At 69.8% G+C, this 17,995-nt stretch carries 16 protein-coding genes; 5 read left to right on the forward strand and 11 right to left on the reverse strand.

All coding sequences use genetic code 11. The features are described 5' to 3' along the window. The first annotated feature begins 27 nt into the window (after positions 1 to 27). Complete coding sequence (locus tag ABWO84_RS11915) at positions 28 to 1,203, forward strand: low temperature requirement protein A (protein ID WP_353114798.1); 1,176 nt, start codon at positions 28 to 30, stop codon at positions 1,201 to 1,203. Positions 1,204 to 1,209: 6 nt separating this feature from the next. On the opposite strand, the gene ABWO84_RS11920 is transcribed toward ABWO84_RS11915, so the two are convergent. Continuing rightward, positions 1,210 to 1,659: a MarR family winged helix-turn-helix transcriptional regulator gene (locus ABWO84_RS11920; RefSeq protein ID WP_353114799.1), complete on the reverse strand. Its 450-nt coding sequence runs from the start codon at positions 1,657 to 1,659 to the stop codon at positions 1,210 to 1,212. 103 nt (positions 1,660 to 1,762) lie between these two features. Between ABWO84_RS11920 and ABWO84_RS11925 the strand changes: the two genes are divergently transcribed. Together ABWO84_RS11925 and ABWO84_RS11930 are read left to right on the forward strand one after the other, a co-directional pair. Then, on the forward strand, positions 1,763 to 2,971 hold the full coding sequence (locus ABWO84_RS11925; RefSeq protein WP_353114800.1) for an MFS transporter: 1,209 nt from the start codon (positions 1,763 to 1,765) through the stop codon (positions 2,969 to 2,971). Positions 2,972 to 3,068: 97 nt separating this feature from the next. Then, positions 3,069 to 3,902, forward strand: a complete 834-nt coding sequence (locus ABWO84_RS11930; RefSeq protein WP_353114801.1) for an aldo/keto reductase — start codon at positions 3,069 to 3,071, stop codon at positions 3,900 to 3,902. Between the two features lie 50 nt (positions 3,903 to 3,952). Here ABWO84_RS11930 and ABWO84_RS11935 read toward each other — a convergent pair whose 3' ends face one another. Beyond that, positions 3,953 to 4,774, reverse strand: a complete 822-nt coding sequence (locus tag ABWO84_RS11935; protein ID WP_353114802.1) for a hypothetical protein — start codon at positions 4,772 to 4,774, stop codon at positions 3,953 to 3,955. A gap of 117 nt (positions 4,775 to 4,891) precedes the next feature. On the opposite strand from ABWO84_RS11935, the gene ABWO84_RS11940 reads away from it, so the two are divergent. Both ABWO84_RS11940 and ABWO84_RS11945 read left to right on the forward strand, forming a co-directional pair. Beyond that, entirely contained in the window at positions 4,892 to 6,070 is a 1,179-nt protein-coding gene (locus ABWO84_RS11940) for a MalY/PatB family protein (protein ID WP_353114803.1), read from the forward strand. A gap of 266 nt (positions 6,071 to 6,336) precedes the next feature. Continuing rightward, positions 6,337 to 6,783, forward strand: coding sequence for a VOC family protein (locus ABWO84_RS11945; RefSeq protein ID WP_353114804.1), 447 nt, complete (start codon positions 6,337 to 6,339; stop codon positions 6,781 to 6,783). Positions 6,784 to 7,059: 276 nt separating this feature from the next. Here the strand turns inward: ABWO84_RS11945 and ABWO84_RS11950 are convergent, their stop codons facing one another. The 9 genes from ABWO84_RS11950 to ABWO84_RS11990 all read right to left on the reverse strand — a co-directional run bounded on the left by ABWO84_RS11950 (position 7,060) and on the right by ABWO84_RS11990 (position 17,985). Beyond that, entirely contained in the window at positions 7,060 to 7,800 is a 741-nt protein-coding gene (locus ABWO84_RS11950) for a FadR/GntR family transcriptional regulator (RefSeq protein WP_353114805.1), read from the reverse strand. Between the two features lies 1 nt (position 7,801). Further along, entirely contained in the window at positions 7,802 to 8,584 is a 783-nt protein-coding gene (locus ABWO84_RS11955) for an SDR family NAD(P)-dependent oxidoreductase (RefSeq protein ID WP_353114806.1), read from the reverse strand. Continuing rightward, a complete protein-coding gene (manD, locus tag ABWO84_RS11960) occupies positions 8,574 to 9,791 on the reverse strand; it encodes a D-mannonate dehydratase ManD (RefSeq protein ID WP_353114807.1) in 1,218 nt (405 codons plus the stop codon). The genes ABWO84_RS11955 and manD overlap by 11 nt, the downstream gene beginning before the upstream one ends. Further along, on the reverse strand, positions 9,788 to 10,717 hold the full coding sequence (locus ABWO84_RS11965) for an acetylxylan esterase (protein WP_353114808.1): 930 nt from the start codon (positions 10,715 to 10,717) through the stop codon (positions 9,788 to 9,790). Before ABWO84_RS11965 ends, manD begins: the two co-directional genes overlap by 4 nt. Continuing rightward, positions 10,714 to 12,954 (reverse strand): alpha-amylase family glycosyl hydrolase, encoded by a 2,241-nt coding sequence (locus tag ABWO84_RS11970; protein WP_353114809.1) that lies wholly within the window; start codon positions 12,952 to 12,954, stop codon positions 10,714 to 10,716. The genes ABWO84_RS11965 and ABWO84_RS11970 overlap by 4 nt, the downstream gene beginning before the upstream one ends. Before the next feature lie 3 nt (positions 12,955 to 12,957). Beyond that, positions 12,958 to 13,845 carry a sugar ABC transporter permease gene (locus ABWO84_RS11975; protein ID WP_353114810.1) on the reverse strand — a complete coding sequence of 296 codons (888 nt, stop codon included), beginning with the start codon at positions 13,843 to 13,845 and terminating at the stop codon, positions 12,958 to 12,960. Continuing rightward, complete coding sequence (locus ABWO84_RS11980; protein ID WP_353114811.1) at positions 13,845 to 15,434, reverse strand: ABC transporter permease subunit; 1,590 nt, start codon at positions 15,432 to 15,434, stop codon at positions 13,845 to 13,847. Before ABWO84_RS11980 ends, ABWO84_RS11975 begins: the two co-directional genes overlap by 1 nt. Before the next feature lie 64 nt (positions 15,435 to 15,498). Continuing rightward, a complete protein-coding gene (locus ABWO84_RS11985; protein WP_353114812.1) occupies positions 15,499 to 16,764 on the reverse strand; it encodes a sugar ABC transporter substrate-binding protein in 1,266 nt (421 codons plus the stop codon). Between the two features lie 192 nt (positions 16,765 to 16,956). After that, positions 16,957 to 17,985 (reverse strand): substrate-binding domain-containing protein, encoded by a 1,029-nt coding sequence (locus tag ABWO84_RS11990; protein ID WP_353114813.1) that lies wholly within the window; start codon positions 17,983 to 17,985, stop codon positions 16,957 to 16,959. Between the last annotated feature and the right edge of the window lie 10 nt (positions 17,986 to 17,995).

Consider the following 17,995-nt stretch of genomic DNA (forward strand, 5'->3'; position numbering starts at 1 on the left):
GCGCCGCGCGGCCGGTAATCTGTCGCCGTGAGTGACACTGCAGCGCTGGGGCGCTTCCGTCTGACCAGGATGATGCCGCGGGATCCGGCCCAGCCGTTCCGCGCGGCCAGCTCTCTGGAGCTCTTCTTCGACCTCGTGTTCGTCGTGGCGGTGAGCATCGCGTCCTCACAGCTGCACCATGCCCTCGCCGAGGGGCACCTGAACGGCATCATGAGCTACGTCATGGTGTTCTTCGGCATCTGGTGGGCCTGGATGAACTTCACCTGGTTCGCCACGTCGTTCGACACCGACGACTGGCTGTACCGGGTCATGACGATCGTGCAGATGAGCGGGGTGCTCGTCCTCGCGGCCGGCATCGGCCCGGCGTTCAAGGGCGACCTGCGCATCCTCGTGCTCGCCTACGTGGTGATGCGCGTCGCGATGATCGCGCAGTGGCTGCGCGCGGCGTTCTCCGACGAGCAGTACCGCGGCACTGCGCTGCGCTATGCGATCGGCATCGCGATCGTGCAGGTGCTGTGGCTGCTGTACCTCCTCGTCCCCGCGTCGCTGCAGGTACCGCTGTTCTTCGTCGGCGTCGCAGCGGAGCTGGCGGTGCCGATCCTCTCCGAGATGCGCAACACCACGCCCTGGCATCCGCACCACATCACCGAGAGGTACTCGCTGTTCACCCTGATCGTGCTCGGCGAGACGATCCTCGCATCGGCGAACGCGGTGATCGGCGCGCTCAACGAGGTCGACTCCCTCTGGCCGCTCATCTCGATCGCGATCCTGACCCTCGTCGCCGCCGCGTCGATGTGGTGGATCTACTTCTGGCCGCCGCACCACAGGTCGATCAGCACGCTCTGGCGCTCGATCCGCTACGGCTACGCGCACTACTTCGTGCTCGCGTCCGCCGCTGCGTTCTCGGTGGGGATCGAGCTGGAGATCGACGTGCTCACGGGCGGCGAGCACGTCACGCAGCTGTTCGCCTCGTTCGCCGTCGCCATCCCGATCGCCGTGTTCCTGCTCGGGATCTGGTTCGTCGCCATCAAGGACAGCGCCGACGCCATCGTCAACTCCACGATCCTCGTGGGGGTGCTGCTGGTGCTGATCGATCCGCTGCTGCCGTTCGCCGTCGCGATCACCTCTGCGGTGCTCGTCGCGGTCGTCGTGGTCCTGGTGGTGCGCGCGCCGATCACGCGGAACGGCGCGGACGAGGCCTGACCAGCGTCAGGCCACGGCCTCGACGCCCTGCAGCGCGTGCACGACCGGGGCGAGCTCCGGTCGGTCGGCCGCCTCGCCCAGCACCCGCTCGAGAATCTCGTCGTGGATCGGGTGGGCCTTCTCGTAGAGGTCGAGCCCGGCGGGGGTGAGCTCGGTGTAGATGCCGCGCCGGTCATCGGCGCAGAGGACGCGGGTGAGGAGCCCGCGATCCTCGAGGCGGGTGACCAGGCGCGTGGTGGCGCTGGGGCTCAGCGCGGCGGCACGGGCGAGCTGCTGCATCCGCATGTGCCAGCCGTCCTGTCGGTTCAGTGCGTCGAGCACGGTGTACTCGACCACGGAGAGGCCCGCCGTCGCGCCGAGCTCGCGCTCGAGCTCGGTCTCGATGAGTGCGTGCAGGGCGGCCAGGGTGCGCCAGCCTCGGGCGCGGATCTCGACGGCGTCGTCTGCGATTCCCATGCTCACTCCAGATAGTTGTTTGCGCTGATTAATTGCGTATGCAATGATTGTGTTCATCGACGCAATATCCCGCGTCTGCAAACATCTTAGCAGGAGGCATCCGATGCCGCTCGGACTTCTCGCGCTCTCCATCGGCGCGTTCGGAATCGGACTCACGGAGTTCGTGATCATGGGGCTGCTGCCCGAAGTGGCAACGGACTTCGGTGTCGCCGAGTCGACCGCCGGCTGGCTGATCTCCGGATATGCGCTCGCGGTGGTCGTCGGCGCCCTCGGGATCACGGCCGCCACCACCAGGCTGCCCCGCAAACCGGTACTGCTCGGACTGATGGTCCTCTTCATCCTCGGCAACGCCCTCACGGCCGTCGCACCGTCGTACGGCGCCGCCATGGCCGGTCGCATCCTCGCCGCGCTGTGCCACGGGGCGTTCTTCGGCATCGGGTCCGTCGTCGCCACCGGCCTCGTCGCGCCGGAGAAGAAGGCCCGCGCCATCGCGATCATGTTCACCGGCCTCACCACGGCGAACGTGCTCGGCGTCCCCTTCGGCACCTTCCTCGGCCAGCAGCTGGGCTGGCGATCGACGTTCTGGGCGATCTCGATCATCGGTGTCATCGCCTTCCTCGGCGTCGTCGCGCTCGTTCCCACAGGGCGGGACGCCGAGGCGAAGGTCAGCCTGCGCCGTGAGCTCGGAGCGTTCCGTTCCGGTCAGGTGTGGTTGTCGCTGGTGGTCACCGTGCTCGGCTTCGGCGGCATGTTCGGCGCCTTCACCTACATCGCCTACACGCTCACGGGCGTCTCCGGCTTCGCGGCATCCGCCGTGCCGTGGCTGCTCGTGCTCTTCGGCGCGGGTCTCGTGGTGGGCAACTGGGCCGGAGGGCGCCTGGCCGATCGATCGATCGACGGCACGACCGTCGCCTTCATCGCCGCGCTCGCGGTCGTGCTCGCACTCTTCGGGCTGCTGGCGGGATCGCAGATCGCGACGGCGATCATCCTGCCGCTGATGGGCGGTTTCGGATTCGGCACCGTCCCCGGGCTGCAGAGCCGCATCATGCACTACGCGGGCGGGGCGCCGACTCTCGCCTCGGGTGCGAACATCGCCGCCTTCAACGTCGGCAACGCTCTCGGCGCCTGGGCCGGCGGTGTCGGCATCGCCGCGGGCCTCGGCTACACCGCCCCGATCTGGATCGGGCTCGTGCTGACCGCCGCCGCCCTGATCGTGATGGTCATCGCCGCGTTGCGGGCGCGGGCCGCGCGGAACGCCGCCTCCGAGCCGTCGGAATGCTCCGAGACGTCGGAGGAATCCGTCGTCGCCTGAACCGATCGCCTCAACACCTGCCCCCTCCGACGACCGGATACCCCACGAGGATCCGATCCACCACGAGGATCCGATCCGCCACGAAGAAAGAGAAGAGATGACGAAGATCCAGATCCCCGAGGTCACCTTGAACAACGGGGTCACCATGCCGCAGCTCGGCTTCGGAGTGTTCCAGGTGGCCGACGACGAGACGACCTCCGCGGTCCTCTCCGCGCTGGACGCCGGATACCGCAGCATCGACACCGCCGCCGTCTACGGCAATGAGGCCGGCGTCGGGCGGGCGATCGCGGAGTCGGGCATCGCACGCTCCGGGCTGTTCGTCACGTCGAAGGTCTGGGTGAGCGATCACGGCTTCGACAGCACGCTGCGCGCCTATGACGCCACGCTGCAGCGGTTGGGCCTCGACCGGCTCGACCTCTATCTGGTGCACTGGCCGACGCCGGCGAGCGACCTCTACCCCGAGACCTGGCGGGCGCTCGAACGGCTTTACGCCGAGGGGCGGGTGCGTGCGATCGGCGTTTCGAACTTCGAGCCCGAGCACCTCGACCGCATCGCCTCGGAGAACGGGATCGTGCCCGTCGTGAATCAGGTTGAGCTGCACCCTGCCCTGCAGAACCGCGCCGTGGTGGCGGCGGACGAGGCTCGCGGCATCGTGACCGAGGCGTGGAGCCCGCTCGCGCAGGGTGCTGTGCTGCGCGATGACGTGATCACCGGCATCGCGAACCGGCACGGTCGAACCCCCGCGCAGGTCGTGCTGCGCTGGCACCTGCAGCAGGGACGCGTGGTGATCCCCAAGTCGGTGACACCGACCCGTATCGCGGAGAACCTCGACGTGTTCGGCTTCGACCTCGGCGCCGCCGAGCTCGCGGCGATCGATGGTCTGGAGCGCGACGGGCGCACCGGACCGCACCCGCTGACGTTCAACGGCTGAGGCGAGCCCCCCCCGGAGAGGGCCCGCTCCGGTCCGCGCCCGGTGCCCGTTCAGAGCACAGGGCGGATCCGGCCGATCGGGGGCGCGCCCGAGGGCGGCTCGGCGGAGACGAGGACGTACTCGATCATCGAGCGGTCGAAGGCCCGTTCGTCGCGGTCGGCGAGGCGCAGCAGCGCCTCCGTTCGCAGCCCCTCCGCGGCGACGGGATCGTCGCGCTGCAGACGTTCGAGGCTCTTCCGGAACTCCGGCCACAGCTCGCGCCGCACGCGCAGGGTGTAGGCGTCCCGTACGGCGGAGGCGATCAGCAGGATCAGGCCGACGGGCGGGAGGAGCACGAGGAGCCCCTGGCCGAGGACGTGCCCGGCCGGGAGGGATCCGAAGTAGTCGAAGCGGTCCTCTCGCGTGGTGCCGCTGCGGCTCCGGCGTTCCGCCGCTCCCGAGAGCGCGGCGACCACCGACACCGCGGCGAGCAGCAGGACCAGCCAGACGGCGGGCCAAGCGGAGCCGTGGGCCTCCATCAGAACGAGAACGAGGGCCACCGTGGCCGGACGGTAGAGGAGGTCGTAGCGGGCGTGCGTGCTCTGCAGGAGCAGGAGGAAGGCGAGCGCGAACAGCGGCCAGAGGAGGACGGCGCGCGAGACGTGCAGCCAGTCGGTGAAGCCGATGAGCCAGCCGGGGGCCTCCACGCCGATCGGCTGGAGCATGGTGACGAGCCCGCTGAGCGGCATCGGCTGACCGCCGGCGGGATCGAGCCACTGCAGCAGCCAGACGGTGGCGACGATGTCGACGACGATCCCGACGCCGACGGTCCACTTGACACCGGTCGCGTCGGCGTAGATCCCCCGGGCGTCCGATCCCGATGCAGGTGACATGATGCGTCCTCTCGATCTCGGAGGCAGTATCGCGGAGGGCACCGACATCGCGACGGGACGGACGTCAGCGGGCGGCCATAGTCTGGATGTCCACATGAGCTGCAGGAAGGGCGGGACATGGCCGGGATCGACCTGACGGAGAGGTTCGACGCGATCACCGAGGAGGGACTGAGGGCGATCGGCGGGCTCAAGTGGAGCGCCTACCCCGAGGCGACGGGTGCGTTCGTCGCGGAGATGGACTTCGGGGCCGCGGAGCCGGTGCTCGATGCGGTGCGGTCGGCGGTGGACGTCGCGCTCTTCGGCTACCCGCCGGCGAGACTGGCCGAGCGGATGCAGCAGGCGACGGCGGCATGGCAGCGCGACCGCTACGGGTGGGACGTGCCGGCGGAGCGGGTGCGGCCGATGCCGGACGTGCTGCAGGCTCTCGTCGCGACCATCGAGCTGTTCACGGCGCCCGGCAGTGCGGTGGTGCTCCCGACCCCTGCGTACATGCCGTTCCTCACGGTGCCGGCGATGCTCGGTCGGGAGGTCGTCCAGGTGCCGATGCGCGAGGACGCGTCGGGCTGGCACCTCGACCTCGCCGGCATCGACCGTGCGCTCGCCGCCGGCGGGGGTCTGCTCGTCTTCTGCAATCCGCACAATCCGATCGGCAAGGTCTACTCGCCGGAGGAGATGCGGGCGGTGGCGGAGGTCGTCGAGCGGCACGGCGCCCGGGTGTTCTCCGACGAGATCCACTCGCCGCTCGTCTACGCCGGGCACCGCCACACGCCGTATGCGACCGTGTCCGAGGCGGCGGCGCGGCACACCGTGACCGCCACCGCAGCGTCGAAGGCGTGGAACCTGCCCGGGCTCAAGTGCGCGCAGCTGATCTTCTCCCAGGACGAGGACGCCGCGCTGTGGGACGCCTCCGCGTCGGGTCCGTTCGCGCAGCACGGCGCCACGAACCTCGGCCTCATCGCTACGGCCGCGGCCTACGACGAGGCGCGGGACTGGCTCGACGGCGTGGTCGACTACCTCGACGGCAACCGGCGTCTGCTCGCCGAGCTCGTCGCGGAGAGGCTCCCCGGCGTGCGGTTCCGCCAGCCCGACGGCACGTATCTCGCCTGGCTCGACTTCCGCGGCACGGGGGTCGACGATCCCGCGGCGTTCTTCCTCGCGCACGCCGGGGTCGCCGCGACCGACGGGGGCCTGTGCGGCGAGGTCGGTGCCGGATGCCTGCGGTTCAACTTCGCCACCTCGCGCCCCATCCTGCGCGATGCCCTCGACCGCATGGGCCGGGCCTTCGCGGCGCGCTGACCCGCGTCGGGATCTGGTTCCGGCGGCCTCGGGTCGGGGTTTCGGGCGCGGAGCGTCGAGGTGGGTGCGGAGTGTGTCTCCCGGGCGCGGTCGAGGTCGGGCCGGAAGGACGTCGCGGCGAACGCGGGTCGAGAGGTTCGGGTGGGCGACGGATCGCACTCCCGATGACGTTCTGCACCAGCATCCGCACTGTTTCGTACGCCGTTCGTCGTGACGGATGCGGAACGTTCCTGGTCCGGACCTCATCAGACGCCTACACTGCCGGCATGACGGTGCATCGGATGGATCATGTCGGATTCGTGGTGGAGGATCTTCCGGCTGCGATCGCGTTCTTCCTCGAGCTCGGACTCGAGCTCGAGGGCGAGGCGGAGGTCGGCGGGGAATGGGCCGACCGTCTGCTCGGCCTGCGTGATGTGCGGACGGACATCGCCGTGGTGCGGGGGCCGGACGGAGCGAGAATCGAACTGTCGACGTTTCGCTCGCCCGGGCTCGCGGGCTCGCCACCCGCTGCCGCGGTCAATGTGCCCGGCATCCCGCGGCTCACGTTCGTTGTCGACGCGGTCGATGACACCTTCGATCGGCTGCACGAGCTCGGCGCCGAGCTCGTGGGCGAGGTCGCCCAGTACGAGGACGTGTACCGGTACTGCTATGTGCGGGGGCCGGCCGGCGTGATCATCGGGCTCGTCGAGGAGCTCCGGGCCGAGGGCCGCTGACCCCGGAGCACATCGCCCACCCGACGAATGGCACTCACTGTGACGTTCTGCACCCGGATCCGGTCTGTTCGGGATGCCGAACGTCATGACGGATGCAGATCGTCCGATGATGCTGGGGGCCGAGGCATCCGGCTCCGGGACGTTCTGCACTCACTGTGACGTTCTGCATCCGGATCCGGTCTGTTTGGGATGCCGAACGTCATGACGGATGCAGATCGACCAGGACGCCAGGACGCCGGATCCCACCCGTCCGCAGAGCGTCTCGGATGCAGGACGTCAGTCGACGGGCAGGTGGAGGCGGCCGCGGCCGCCGAGCACGTCTTCGAGGCTCTTGTCGATGTCGGCGCCGTAGAGGTCGAGGGCCAGGGTGATGTGGCGGCGCATGAGCTCGCGGGCGCGATCCGCGTCGCCGGCGCGGATCGCGTCGACGATGAGGGCGTGCTGCGGCTCGCCCGCATGGCGCACGTCCGCATCGTCCTGGGAGCGGAGCATCATGCCCTGCGTGAACGGGTAGATCGCCTGATACATCATCGCGAGCACCGGGTTCTCGGCGGCGGCGACGATCGTCGCGTGGAAGTCGTAGTCGGTCTGCGCCCGCGACTCGGTGGTCTCGGCGGCCTCGTGCGCGGCGAGGGCGCGCTCCAGCTCGGCCAGGCGCTCCGGGCTGCGGAGCTCGGCGGCCGTCTCGACGGCGGTGCACTCGATCGCGGTGCGCGCGGTGACGATGTTGCGCGGCGTGGCGCCCGCGCGCCGGGCGAGACGGGTGAGGGGCGCGGCCAGGTCGTCGCCGCTCTCCTCGCGCACGAAGGAGCCGCGTCCCGGGTGCACCGAGATGAGCCCGCGTTCGGCGAGCCCGCGGAGTGCTTCGCGGATCACCGGTCGTGACACCGAGAACTGCTCGGCGAGGGTGCGCTCCGACGGCAGACGGTCCCCGACGGTGATCTCACCGTCGACGATGGCCTGTTCGAGCCTGCCGAGGATCTCGGTCGGCGTCATGAACTCGGAACGGTTGCGCATGTCAATCGAAGGCAAAAAGCGAGCTCCCTCCATCGATTGTGAGTGTAGTGCCGGTCATGTACGAGGCCTGCGGGGAGCAGAGGTACACCACCGCGTCGGCCACCGACTCCGCGGTCTGCAGCCGGCCGAGCGGAACCACGCGGGAGGCGCGGGCGGCGTAATCGGGCTCGGTGTCGAGCTGATGCTGCGCCATGCCCGCGGCGACGATCCCCGGGGCGATGGCGTTGGCCCGGATGCCGCGCGGGCCCAGCTCGCGGGCGAACTGCTTCATCAGCATCTCGATGCCGGCCTTCGTGGCCGCATAGGCCGTCATCTCCGGCCACGGGATCTGCGCGATCCACGAGCTCGTGAACAACAGCAGCCCCTCCGTCCCCTCCGCGGCCATGCGGCGCGCGGCCGCCTGGCCGGTGAGGAACGCGCCGGTGAGGTTGGCGTCGAGGTGGGCCTGCCACTCCTCGTGCGTGAGGTCGAGGATCGGCGCCGACCGGCCGATCGCCGCGTTCGCGATTGCGACGTCGATCCGGGGCATCCCGGCGACGAGCGCCGCGACGGCATCGGGATCGCGGACGTCGGCGGGGGAGTAGGAGACCTCGGCGCCGGCGACCGCGTCGCGGAGGGCTGCGGCCGCCGCGTCTCCCTGCTCCTGCGGTCGCTGATCGCTGAGGGTGACGGCGTACCCCGCGCGGAGCAGCGCAGCGGCGATCACGCGGCCGATCCCGCCGCATCCGCCGGTCAGCAGCACGTGCCGGCGCTCGTCTCGCGGTCGTCGAGGCTCACCAGTCATGAAGGGTCCCGTCTGTCAGTCGGTTCACCGGCAGGTAGGCCGGCGTGTAGGCGAACTCCTCGGCGAAGTCCTCGTCCAGGCTCGCACCGTGCCCGGGCGCGTCGCCCGGGTGCAGGTGCCCGTCCTCGAAGCGGAAGGCGTTCGGGAACGCGTCGAGGGTCACGGGATCGCGCGGCATGAACTCCTGGATCCCGAAGCCGTGCACCGCCAGGTCGATGTGCAGGGTGGCGGCGAGCCCGATCGGCGAGATGTCGGTCGGGCCGTGCGGAGCCAGTCGCACCCCGTACAGCTCGCCGAACTCCGCGAGCCTCTTCAGCGCGCTCACGCCGCCGACGTGGGTGACCGCCGACCGGGAGTAGTCGATGAGCTGCTCTCCGATGAGCTGCCGGTAGTCGTGGATGGAGTTGAAGACCTCGCCGGTCGCGAGCGGAGCGGTGGTGTGGGCGCGCACCACCCGGAAGCCCTCGGGGTTCTCGGCGGGCGTCGCATCCTCGATCCAGAACGGCCGGTGCGGCTCGAGCGCGCGCCCCAGCTGCGCCGCCTCGATCGGGGTGAGACGGTGATGCACGTCGTGGAGCAGGTCGAGGTCCTCCCCGAAGCGCTCGCGGATCTCGGCGAACACCCGCGGCATGTGCCGCAGATAGGCCGGTGTGTCCCAGGCCTCCTCGACCGGCCGTGATCCCGCGGAGGCGGGCTCGTACCGTCCGTCGCCGTCCGGCACCCCGTAGGCGGTGTCGACCCCGGGCACCCCGGTCTGGATGCGCACCGCCGTGAAGCCCGCGTCGACGAGCGCCTGCACGGAGCCCGCGAGTTCGTCCACCGTGCGGCCCATCGCATGGCCGTAGGTGCGGATGCGGTCGCGGCTGGCTCCGCCGAGCAGCTGGTAGAGCGGCACCCCGGCGGCCTTCGCGGCGATGTCCCAGAGGGCCATGTCGATCGCGGAGATCGCGGCCATCGTCACCGGGCCCCGGCGCCAGTACCCGCCGACGGCGAAGTACTGCCAGGTGTCCTCGATGCGCTGGGCGTCGCGGCCGATGAGGAGCGGCGCGATGTGGTCGCTGAGGTAGCTCGCGACCGCGAGCTCCCGGCCGTTCAGCGTGGCGTCGCCCCAGCCGATCAGCCCGTCGTCGGTCGTGATCTTCAGCGTCACGAAGTTGCGCCCCGGTGCGCAGACGATGACCTCCGCCGATGTGATGCGCCTCGTCATGCGGCCTTCCCCTCCCCGTCGAGGGCCAGGAGCCACTCGATCGCGCGCAGCTGATGCAGGCTTCCGCCGCCTTCGTGTCCGTTGAACGGGTACTCGTGCACCTCGGTCGTCCCGCCGTAGGCGTCGATCGCCGCGCGGATGCTGAGCGGGGGTACGAGGACGTCCCGCCCGCCGAGCGAGAACAGGGCGGGGGCCGTCGCGGCCGGGCCGAGGACGGTCGTGTCGAAGAAGCCGAGCACCCGCATGACCGTGTCGACCTCGTCGCGGTGCACGGCGAGATAGCGGGCGATCTGCTCGTAGGGCCCCTCCTCGGCGAGCTCGATCGCGAGGGGGAAGGCGCCGAACGCCGGGACGTCGGCGATCGTCGCGCGCACGTCTCCGCGCAGTGATGCGACCGCGACGGCGACCCCACCGCCCTGACTGGTGCCCATCACGGCGACCCGGGAGGCGTCGACGTCGGGGTGCTCGCGGATCGCGTCGACGGCGAGCACCCCGTCGGCGAACATCCGCCGGTAGAAGTAGTCGTGCTCGTCGGTGATCCCGCGGGTGAAGAAGGCGTCGCTTCCGGGCGGGAGGGGACCGGAATCGGGGGTGACCCCGAGGCGCCATCCGCTCCCCTGGCCGCGCGGGTCCATCACCAGGTGGGCGAATCCGCATCCCGCCCATGCGAGATGCTCGTGCGGGTAGCCGCGGCCGCCGCCGTGCCCGACGTACTCGACCACCGCGGGATGCGGCCCCGGCCCTTCCGGGAGGATCAGCCAGGCGGCGATCCGCTCGCCCGCGAAGCCGCTGAAGCGCACGTCGTACACCCGGACGCCGCGCAGCGGAGTCTCCTGCGGAAGGAACGACGCCGGTGCGCCGGCTGCGCGGGAGGCCGCGAGCGTCCGCGTCCAGAAGGCCTCGACCTCGGCGGGGAGCCTCGTCATGCGGGGCTCCCCTCGCCGGTCCGCGCGATGCCCAGGACGACCGTGCCGTAGGGGGAGATGCGGACCTCGCCATCGCTCTCCGCGCCCTCGCCGGGGAGGACGTCCGACGTCCCGGTGACGCGGAACGCTCCGCGCGGGCGGACGAGGGCGGCGCGATCGGCGAGGTTCACGAGCACGAGGAAGGCCTCGCCGGCGTGTTCGCGCACCACCGCGAAGACATGCGGGTCGTCGGTGCGCGCCGTCCGGAAGTCCGCGCGGCCGACGGCGAACGCGGGCAGGCGGCGGAGAGCGTGGATCGCGTGCAGATGCTCCTCGATTCCCGCCTCACCGCCGACGAAGGTCATGTACGGCCCGCCGGACAGGGCGAAGATCGAGGCCAGCGCACGGGTGGGCGCGATACCGAACTGCTCGCGCCGCCACTTCTGTCCGGGCTGCGGCCACCAGAACGTGTCGTGCGAGTCGATGTGGTGGGCGGTCACGGAGCCGGCGGGAAGCACGGCGTTGCGCTCGTCGAACCACGCGGCGAGGTCCTCGGCGGTGCGGACGCCGTCGTGCGAGGCGCCTCCGCCGCCGCCGAGCGCGACCCCCGTGAAGCCCATCACGTCTTCGAGCTGGGCGTGCTCGTCGTAGTTGTAGACGAGGTCCATCGACTCGCGCAGCAGCACTCCGGACGGCTCGGTGTAGAACATCAGGTCGGGATGCGCGGGCCGCAGGTCCTCGCGCAGCCGCCGGAAGAGGGCGAGGCAGGCCAGCTCGGAGGCGCTCGCCTGCGCCCTGGTGCGCTCCGACCAGTTGGGGAACGCGTTGTAGGTGGGGGCGTCGAAGCGGAAGCCGTCGATCCCGAGTCGGTCGATGAGGTTGCGGAGCGCCGCGAGGAAGTAGTCCTGCCAGCCGGGATCCGAGAGCTCGAAGGCCTTGGTGTACACGCCGGTGATCGCCCCCGCGGAGTCGCGGTAGAACCACTCCGGATGCGACCCCGTCAGCGGATGCACCTCCGCCGACCCGTCGTGCCAGTCGCGTGCGAAGTCGAGGATGTGCCGGCTCCAGGGGATCTGCTCGGCGTGGGGGAGGCGGGCGGTGTCCGCCGGGCCGTAGAAGGGCGTGGTGCGCAGGAACTCGCCGTGCGGCCCGTTCCGCACCGCATCCACGGCGATCTCGAGGAACTCGCGGTCGAGCACGCCGTGCATCAGCACGTCGAGGATCACGCGCAGCCCGTGGTCGTGCGCCTTCCGCACGAGCTCGACGAGATCGCTCTCCGGGCCGTAGCTGGTCCCGATGTCGAACCAGTCGACGACGTTGTAGCTGGGGAAGGGCTGCCGAGGCATGATCTGCAGGGTGTCGAACCCGATCGCGCGGATGCGGATCAGGTCGTCGATGAGCGCGCGGACGGTCGGGTAGGGGGAGTAGTCCGCGGCGCCGCCGAAGCGGGAGACCCCCAGCTGCACCTCGAACATGGAGGCGTGCGAGGTCCACTCCGGGGAGTCCTCGGGCAGGCGGATGCCGAGAGCCGGGTACCAGCCCGGGATCTCGTCGCGGAGCAGGGTCCACGGCCGCGATGCCGGATCGATCAGCAGGGCGTCGTATCGGGTGACGCCGCCCTGCGGCACCGCGGCCGCGAGTCCTGTGCGCACGGTCACGCGCAGCCCGCCGGGGGCGGGGGCGATCGTGGTCGCGCCGACCGCGTCCCGGGAGAGCGGCCACACCACCTGGGATCCCGCCTCGTCCGAGAGGGCGACGAGCCCGGTCGACCCGGGAGTGCCTCCGGCGGTGTTCACCGGCACCGGACCGCTCAGCTCCGAGAGCCCCAGCCCCGCCCGCAGCCGGTTGCCGGGGGCGTGCACGGTCGCGCCTGCGGAGGCGACGAGGTCGACCTCCACGGTCAGGTCGCGGACCAGCAGCTCGCCGTCCTCGCCGTTGCGGATCGCGATGCCGATCGAGAGGCGCGGCCCCTCGGCGCGGAAGGCATAGGTCCACTCGACGACCTGGCCGCCGAGCCTCGTGGTCGCCGTCGCGGCATCCGTCCCGTCGGCCGCGGTCGTGACCTCGAGCAGCTGCGAGGCGTCGTGCACCTCGGCGCCGTCGATCCGCAGTCCGCCGTAGGCCCCTCGGCGTTCCTCGCCGCCCGTCTCCAGGCGCACGGCGAACCGCAGGGGTGCGTCGCCGATGCGCACCGGCAGCCCGGAGTCGTCGTCGAGTTCGACCGTCAGCCCGGTGCTGTGCGAGTGGATCTCCGCCATGTCCTATTTCCCCGATCCCGAGACGAGCCCGCCGACGATGTAGCGCTGCAGCAGGAGGAACACGATCATCACGGGGATCGCCGAGATCACCGCACCGGCGGCGAAGACGCCCCAGTTGTTCGAGAACTGCTGCGACACGAAGCTGTAGAGGCCCACCGCGAGGGTCTGCCGGTTGGGATCGGTGAGCACGATGCTCGCGATCACGTATTCGCCCGTCGTGGCGATGAACGAGAGCAGGCCGACGACGGCGAGGATCGGTGCGACGAGACGCAGGATGATCGTGAAGAAGATCTGCGCGTGCCCGGCGCCATCGATCTTCGCCGCTTCGTCGATCTCCACCGGGACCGTGTTGAAGTAGCCGTACATCAGGTAGGTGTTGGCGCCGAGGGCGCCGCCGAGATAGACCATGATGAGCCCCAGCTGGCTCCCCAGGCCGAGCGCGGGGAACACCTCGCCGATCGCGTTGAGCAGCAGGAAGATCGCCACGAACGCGAGGAACTGGGGGAACATCTGGATCAGCAGCAGCGAGAGCAGTCCCACCCGACGCCCGCGGAAGCGCATCCGTGAGAAGGCGTACGCCGCCATCGCGCCGAGGAACACCGAGAGCACGGAGGTGACGAGGCCGATGAAGAGGGTGTTGAGCACCCACATCACGAAGGGCTGGTCGGGGTTGGTGAACAGTGTGACGTAGTTGCGCACGTCGATGTTGCTGAAGAGCTGGTTCGAGCCGACCAGCGACCCGGAGGAGCTCAGTGAGGCGGAGAGCACGTAGGCCAGCGGGAACAGCGCGAACACCACGAGCACGAGGGCGACGATGTGGCGCCATCCGGTGTCGCGGAACCAGCGGCCGACCGAGACGGGGCGGCGGCGGGGGATCTCGGTCACGGACATCAGTTGATCTCCTCCAGCGCGCGCGTGCGGCGGAACGCGACGACCGCGACCGCACCGACCAGGATGAATATGAGGATCGACAGGGCGCTGGCGAGCGCGTAGTCGCGGCCGCCGCCCATCCCGAAGGCGATCTTGTAGACCATCGTGATGAGCAGGTCGGTGGCGCCGATGTCATAGGTCGTGTCGGAGAACCGTGGTGCGCCCTTGGTGAACATGTACACGAGGTTGAAGTTGTTGAAGTTGAACGCGAACGACGCGATCAACAGCGGCGCGACAGACACGAGCAGCAGGGGCAGCTTGATCGAGCGGAAGATGCGCCAGGGGCTCGCGCCGTCCACGCGGGCGGCCTCGTCCACGTCCGCGGGGAGGGACTGCAGGGCGCCCGTGCAGACGAGGAACATGTAGGGGTAGCCCAGCCAGAGGTTCACCATCAGCACGCTGATCCGGGCGAGCCAGGGATCCGACAGCCAGGGGATCTGCAGTCCGCCGAAGAGCACCTGGTTGATGAACCCGAACTCGGGGTTCATCAGACCCGCCCACACGAGGGCGGAGAGGAATCCGGGGAACGCGTAGGGCAGGATCACCAGGATCCGGTAGATCTTCTTGCCGCGGAGCCGGGGATGGTTCAGCACGAGCGCGAGGAACAGGCCCAGTGCGAAGGTCGTGAGCACGGACAGGATCGCGAATCCGAAGGTCCACAGCATCACCCGCAGGAGCGGGCCGATCAGCTGCGTGTTGGTGAAGGCGTTGACGAAGTTCGCGAAACCGACGTCGATCTTCCAGCCGGGGCTGATCGTGGTGCCGTCGTCGGTGGCGAACGCGCCGTTGCCGTTGTCGCGGTAGACGGTCCCGTCGCTGCTCGTGATCGTGCCGTCCGCGGGGTCGTACACGCGGTCGGCCCGGTAGACGTAGGCGTTCGCGGCGTCGTCGGTGCGCACGACGCCGTCCTTCGGGTCGTCGGAGACGGGGATCCGCAGCGCGGTGACGGCGCTCTGCCGGTCGAGCACCTCGGAGAGCGTCAGCGTGCGATAGCCCGGGGCACCGGTCGCCGCGCCGTTGCCGCCGAGAGTGGGATCGGTGACGTCCTGCAGCGGCGTCGTCTCCGTCCCGACCTTCACGATCCCGTCGGGACCCGTCAGCAGCAGGCCGAGCCGGCCGTCCTTCTCGACCACCGCCGTGCGGTAGGCGGGGGTGTCGGGCACCCGGCGCTCGCCCGCGGCGGTGATCGCTGCGATCGCGTCCTCCTTGCTCCCGCTGTGCCCGTCGCTGTAGTTGGTGAAGGCGATGTAGCCGCTGTAGCCGATCACGAACACCTGGAAGACGAGGAGGAACGCGACACCGGGGGCGAGGTACTTCGCGGGGAGGTGCCGATCCCGGCCGAGGTAGATCCAGTTGATCAGCCCGGTCGCCAGCACGACGACGGCGATCGGGATCCACAGCTGCAGCCCGGCCAGGACGAGGATCGCCCAGACGGCGATCGCGTCGAGCGCTCCGAGCAGCACGATCTTGACGATGAGGCCGCCGATGCCGCCCCGCCTCGTCTCGGCGCGCGGGAGAGCCTTCGGCGCCCGCTCCTCCGTGATGGTCATCTCCGAACCCCTCCCCGGTGCGGGCGGGCGAGGCCGAGGCCCCGTCCGCCCGCGGACGCCGGTGTCACTGCGTGAGCTTGGCCTGGATGTTGGTGACGGCGGTGTTCCACACCGTCGCGGGGTCTCCCTGGCCCTTGATGAGCGCGAGCTCGGCCGTGCCCCAGTCGGCCCAGACGGAAGCCATCTGCGGGATCGCCGGCATCGGGGTGGCGTCGCGGCCGATGTCGCCGAACGCCTTGATGTCGGGATCCTTCGCGGCGAGCTCGTCGTACACGCTGGTGAGGGCGGGCGGACGACCGCCGGCCTCGTAGAGCGCCTTCTGCCCGGCGGCGCTGCCGATGTAGTCCACCAGGAACTTCGTCGCCGCGACCTTGTTCTGGCTCTTCGAGCTGACGAAGAACGCGTTCACGCCGAGGAACGGGCGCGCCGGCTCTCCGCCTGCCGAGGGCAGCGGATCGATCGCGTAGTCGATCTTGGCGTCCTTGATGGCGGGCACGTTCCACGGGCCGGTCAGGTAGTACGGCGACTCGCCCTTGGTGAACGCGTCGAGCGCGATGTCACCGGTGATGTTCGCGTTGAGGATGCCCTCCGCGCCCCACTGCTTGAGCGCGGTGGCGAACTTCACGCCGGCCGGGTCGCCGAGCGTGAGCTTGGAGGCGTCGAAGGTGCCGTCGGGGTTCTGCGCGAACACCGTCGATCCGAACGAGGTCTGCAGCGGGTAGAGGTGGTACGGGTCGCCCTGCTTCGGATCGAGGCCGACGAGGAACGGGTACTTCGCGGCCTTGCTGGCGACGGACGCCTTGCCCTTCGCGATCACCTCGTCGAACGTCTGCGAGGCCTCGGGGACGAGCTTCTTGTTGCGCAGCAGCGCGATGTTCTCGATCGAGTAGGGGACGCCGTAGACGTTGCCCTCATAGGTGACCGCCTGGATCGCGGTGTCGGCGTAGTCCTTGGCCTTGTCGCCGAGCTCGAGCGGGGCGACGACGCCGTTCTTCACATAGGCGCCGAGCACGTTGTGCGGGGAGACGATGATGTCGGGCCCCTTGCCGGTGGGGACCTGGCTGATGAAGTCCTGGTCGGCCGTCGCGAAGTCCTTCAGCACCAGCTTGATCTCCACGCCGGTGTCCTTCTTGAACTGTGCGGCGAGGTCCTTCAGCGCCGGGGCGCGCTGGGTGTCGACCCAGAGCGTCACGGTGCCCTTCGCCTGATCCTTGCCGCCGTCGCTCTTGCCGGGGTCGGCCGCTCCTCCGCAGCCGGTGAGGGCGAGCAGGCTCGCCCCTGCGACCACCGCGCCCGCAAGCGCGGCTGCACGCTTCAACTTCGTTGTCATGCGCGTTCATCCTTCGTCTGGTATGACTGGTAAGACCACTTGATCTCAAGTTCTACCGAAACCCGGATGCTCTGTCAATCCCCCGTCCGGATCGTCTCCTCCCCTGGACGGGTGACCCGACCGCGGCGGCGCATCGGAGAAGAAACGAGGGCCGGACTGCGCCCGTCGCAGCCCGGCCCTCTCCCCGGAACCTCACTTGTTGCTGAAGTCGTTCTCCTTGTAGATCTCGGCGGCGTTCTCGGGCGTGATCGCCGTGGTCGGGAGCACCTGCTTCTTCTCGATCGTCTTGCCGTCGATCATCGCCTCGACGGTGTCGATCGCCTCCTTCGCACCCGTCGGGTAGATGAAGGTGCCGGCGAGCTGGCCCTCCTGGACCGCGCGGATCCCGCCGTCGGGGATCGCGAGCCCGTCGATGCCGATGAACTTGATGCTGTCGGCCTTGCCCGCGCCGGATGCGGCGAGGTAGGCGCCGAGCGCCATCGGGTCGTTGTGTCCGTAGACGAGGTCGATCTTCTCGCCGGACTGCAGCCACTGCTGCATCACCTTCGTGCCCTCCTCCTTGAGCCACTTGGCATCCTGGTCCTTGACGATCTTGATCTTGGGGTTCGCGGCGATCGCGTCGCGGAAGCCCTTGTCGCGGTCGATCTGAGGCTGATTGGACATGATTCCGCGCAGTTCCACCACGTTGCCGCCCTCGGGGAGGAGCTTCAGCGCGAGCTCGCCGGCGGCCTTGCCGATGGCCACGTTGTCCCCGCCGATGAAGGCGGCGATGCAGTCGGTGTTGACCGCGCGGTCGAGCACGATGACCGGGATGCCGGCCTTGCAGGCCTGCTCGACGGGCGGCGTGAGCGGGTCGGACTCGTTGGGCGAGACGATGAGCACGTCCACCTTCTGCTGGATGAACTGCTGCACCTGCGAGACCTGCCGCGAGGAGTCCTGCTGTGCGTCGGCGATGGGGAGCAGCTTCAGGTTGGGATGCTGCTTGGCGTAGTACTCCAGCTGTGCGTTCAGCTGCGCGCGGTACGGCTCGGCGTTGTTCGCCTGGGAGTACCCGATCGTGTAGACGTCCTTCTTGTCGAGCTTCCAGCCGCCGTCGGAGGCAGGCTTCGTGCCGCCGTCGGACGGCGCCGGGGCATCGCTGTTGGTGCTGCAGCCGGACAGCGCGAGCGCGCCGGTCATCACGGCTGCCGCGATCAGCAGCGCGGGCTTGAGCTTCTTCATGTGACGATCT

This window comes from Microbacterium sp. (assembly GCF_040394595.1).
Classification (GTDB): domain Bacteria; phylum Actinomycetota; class Actinomycetes; order Actinomycetales; family Microbacteriaceae; genus Microbacterium.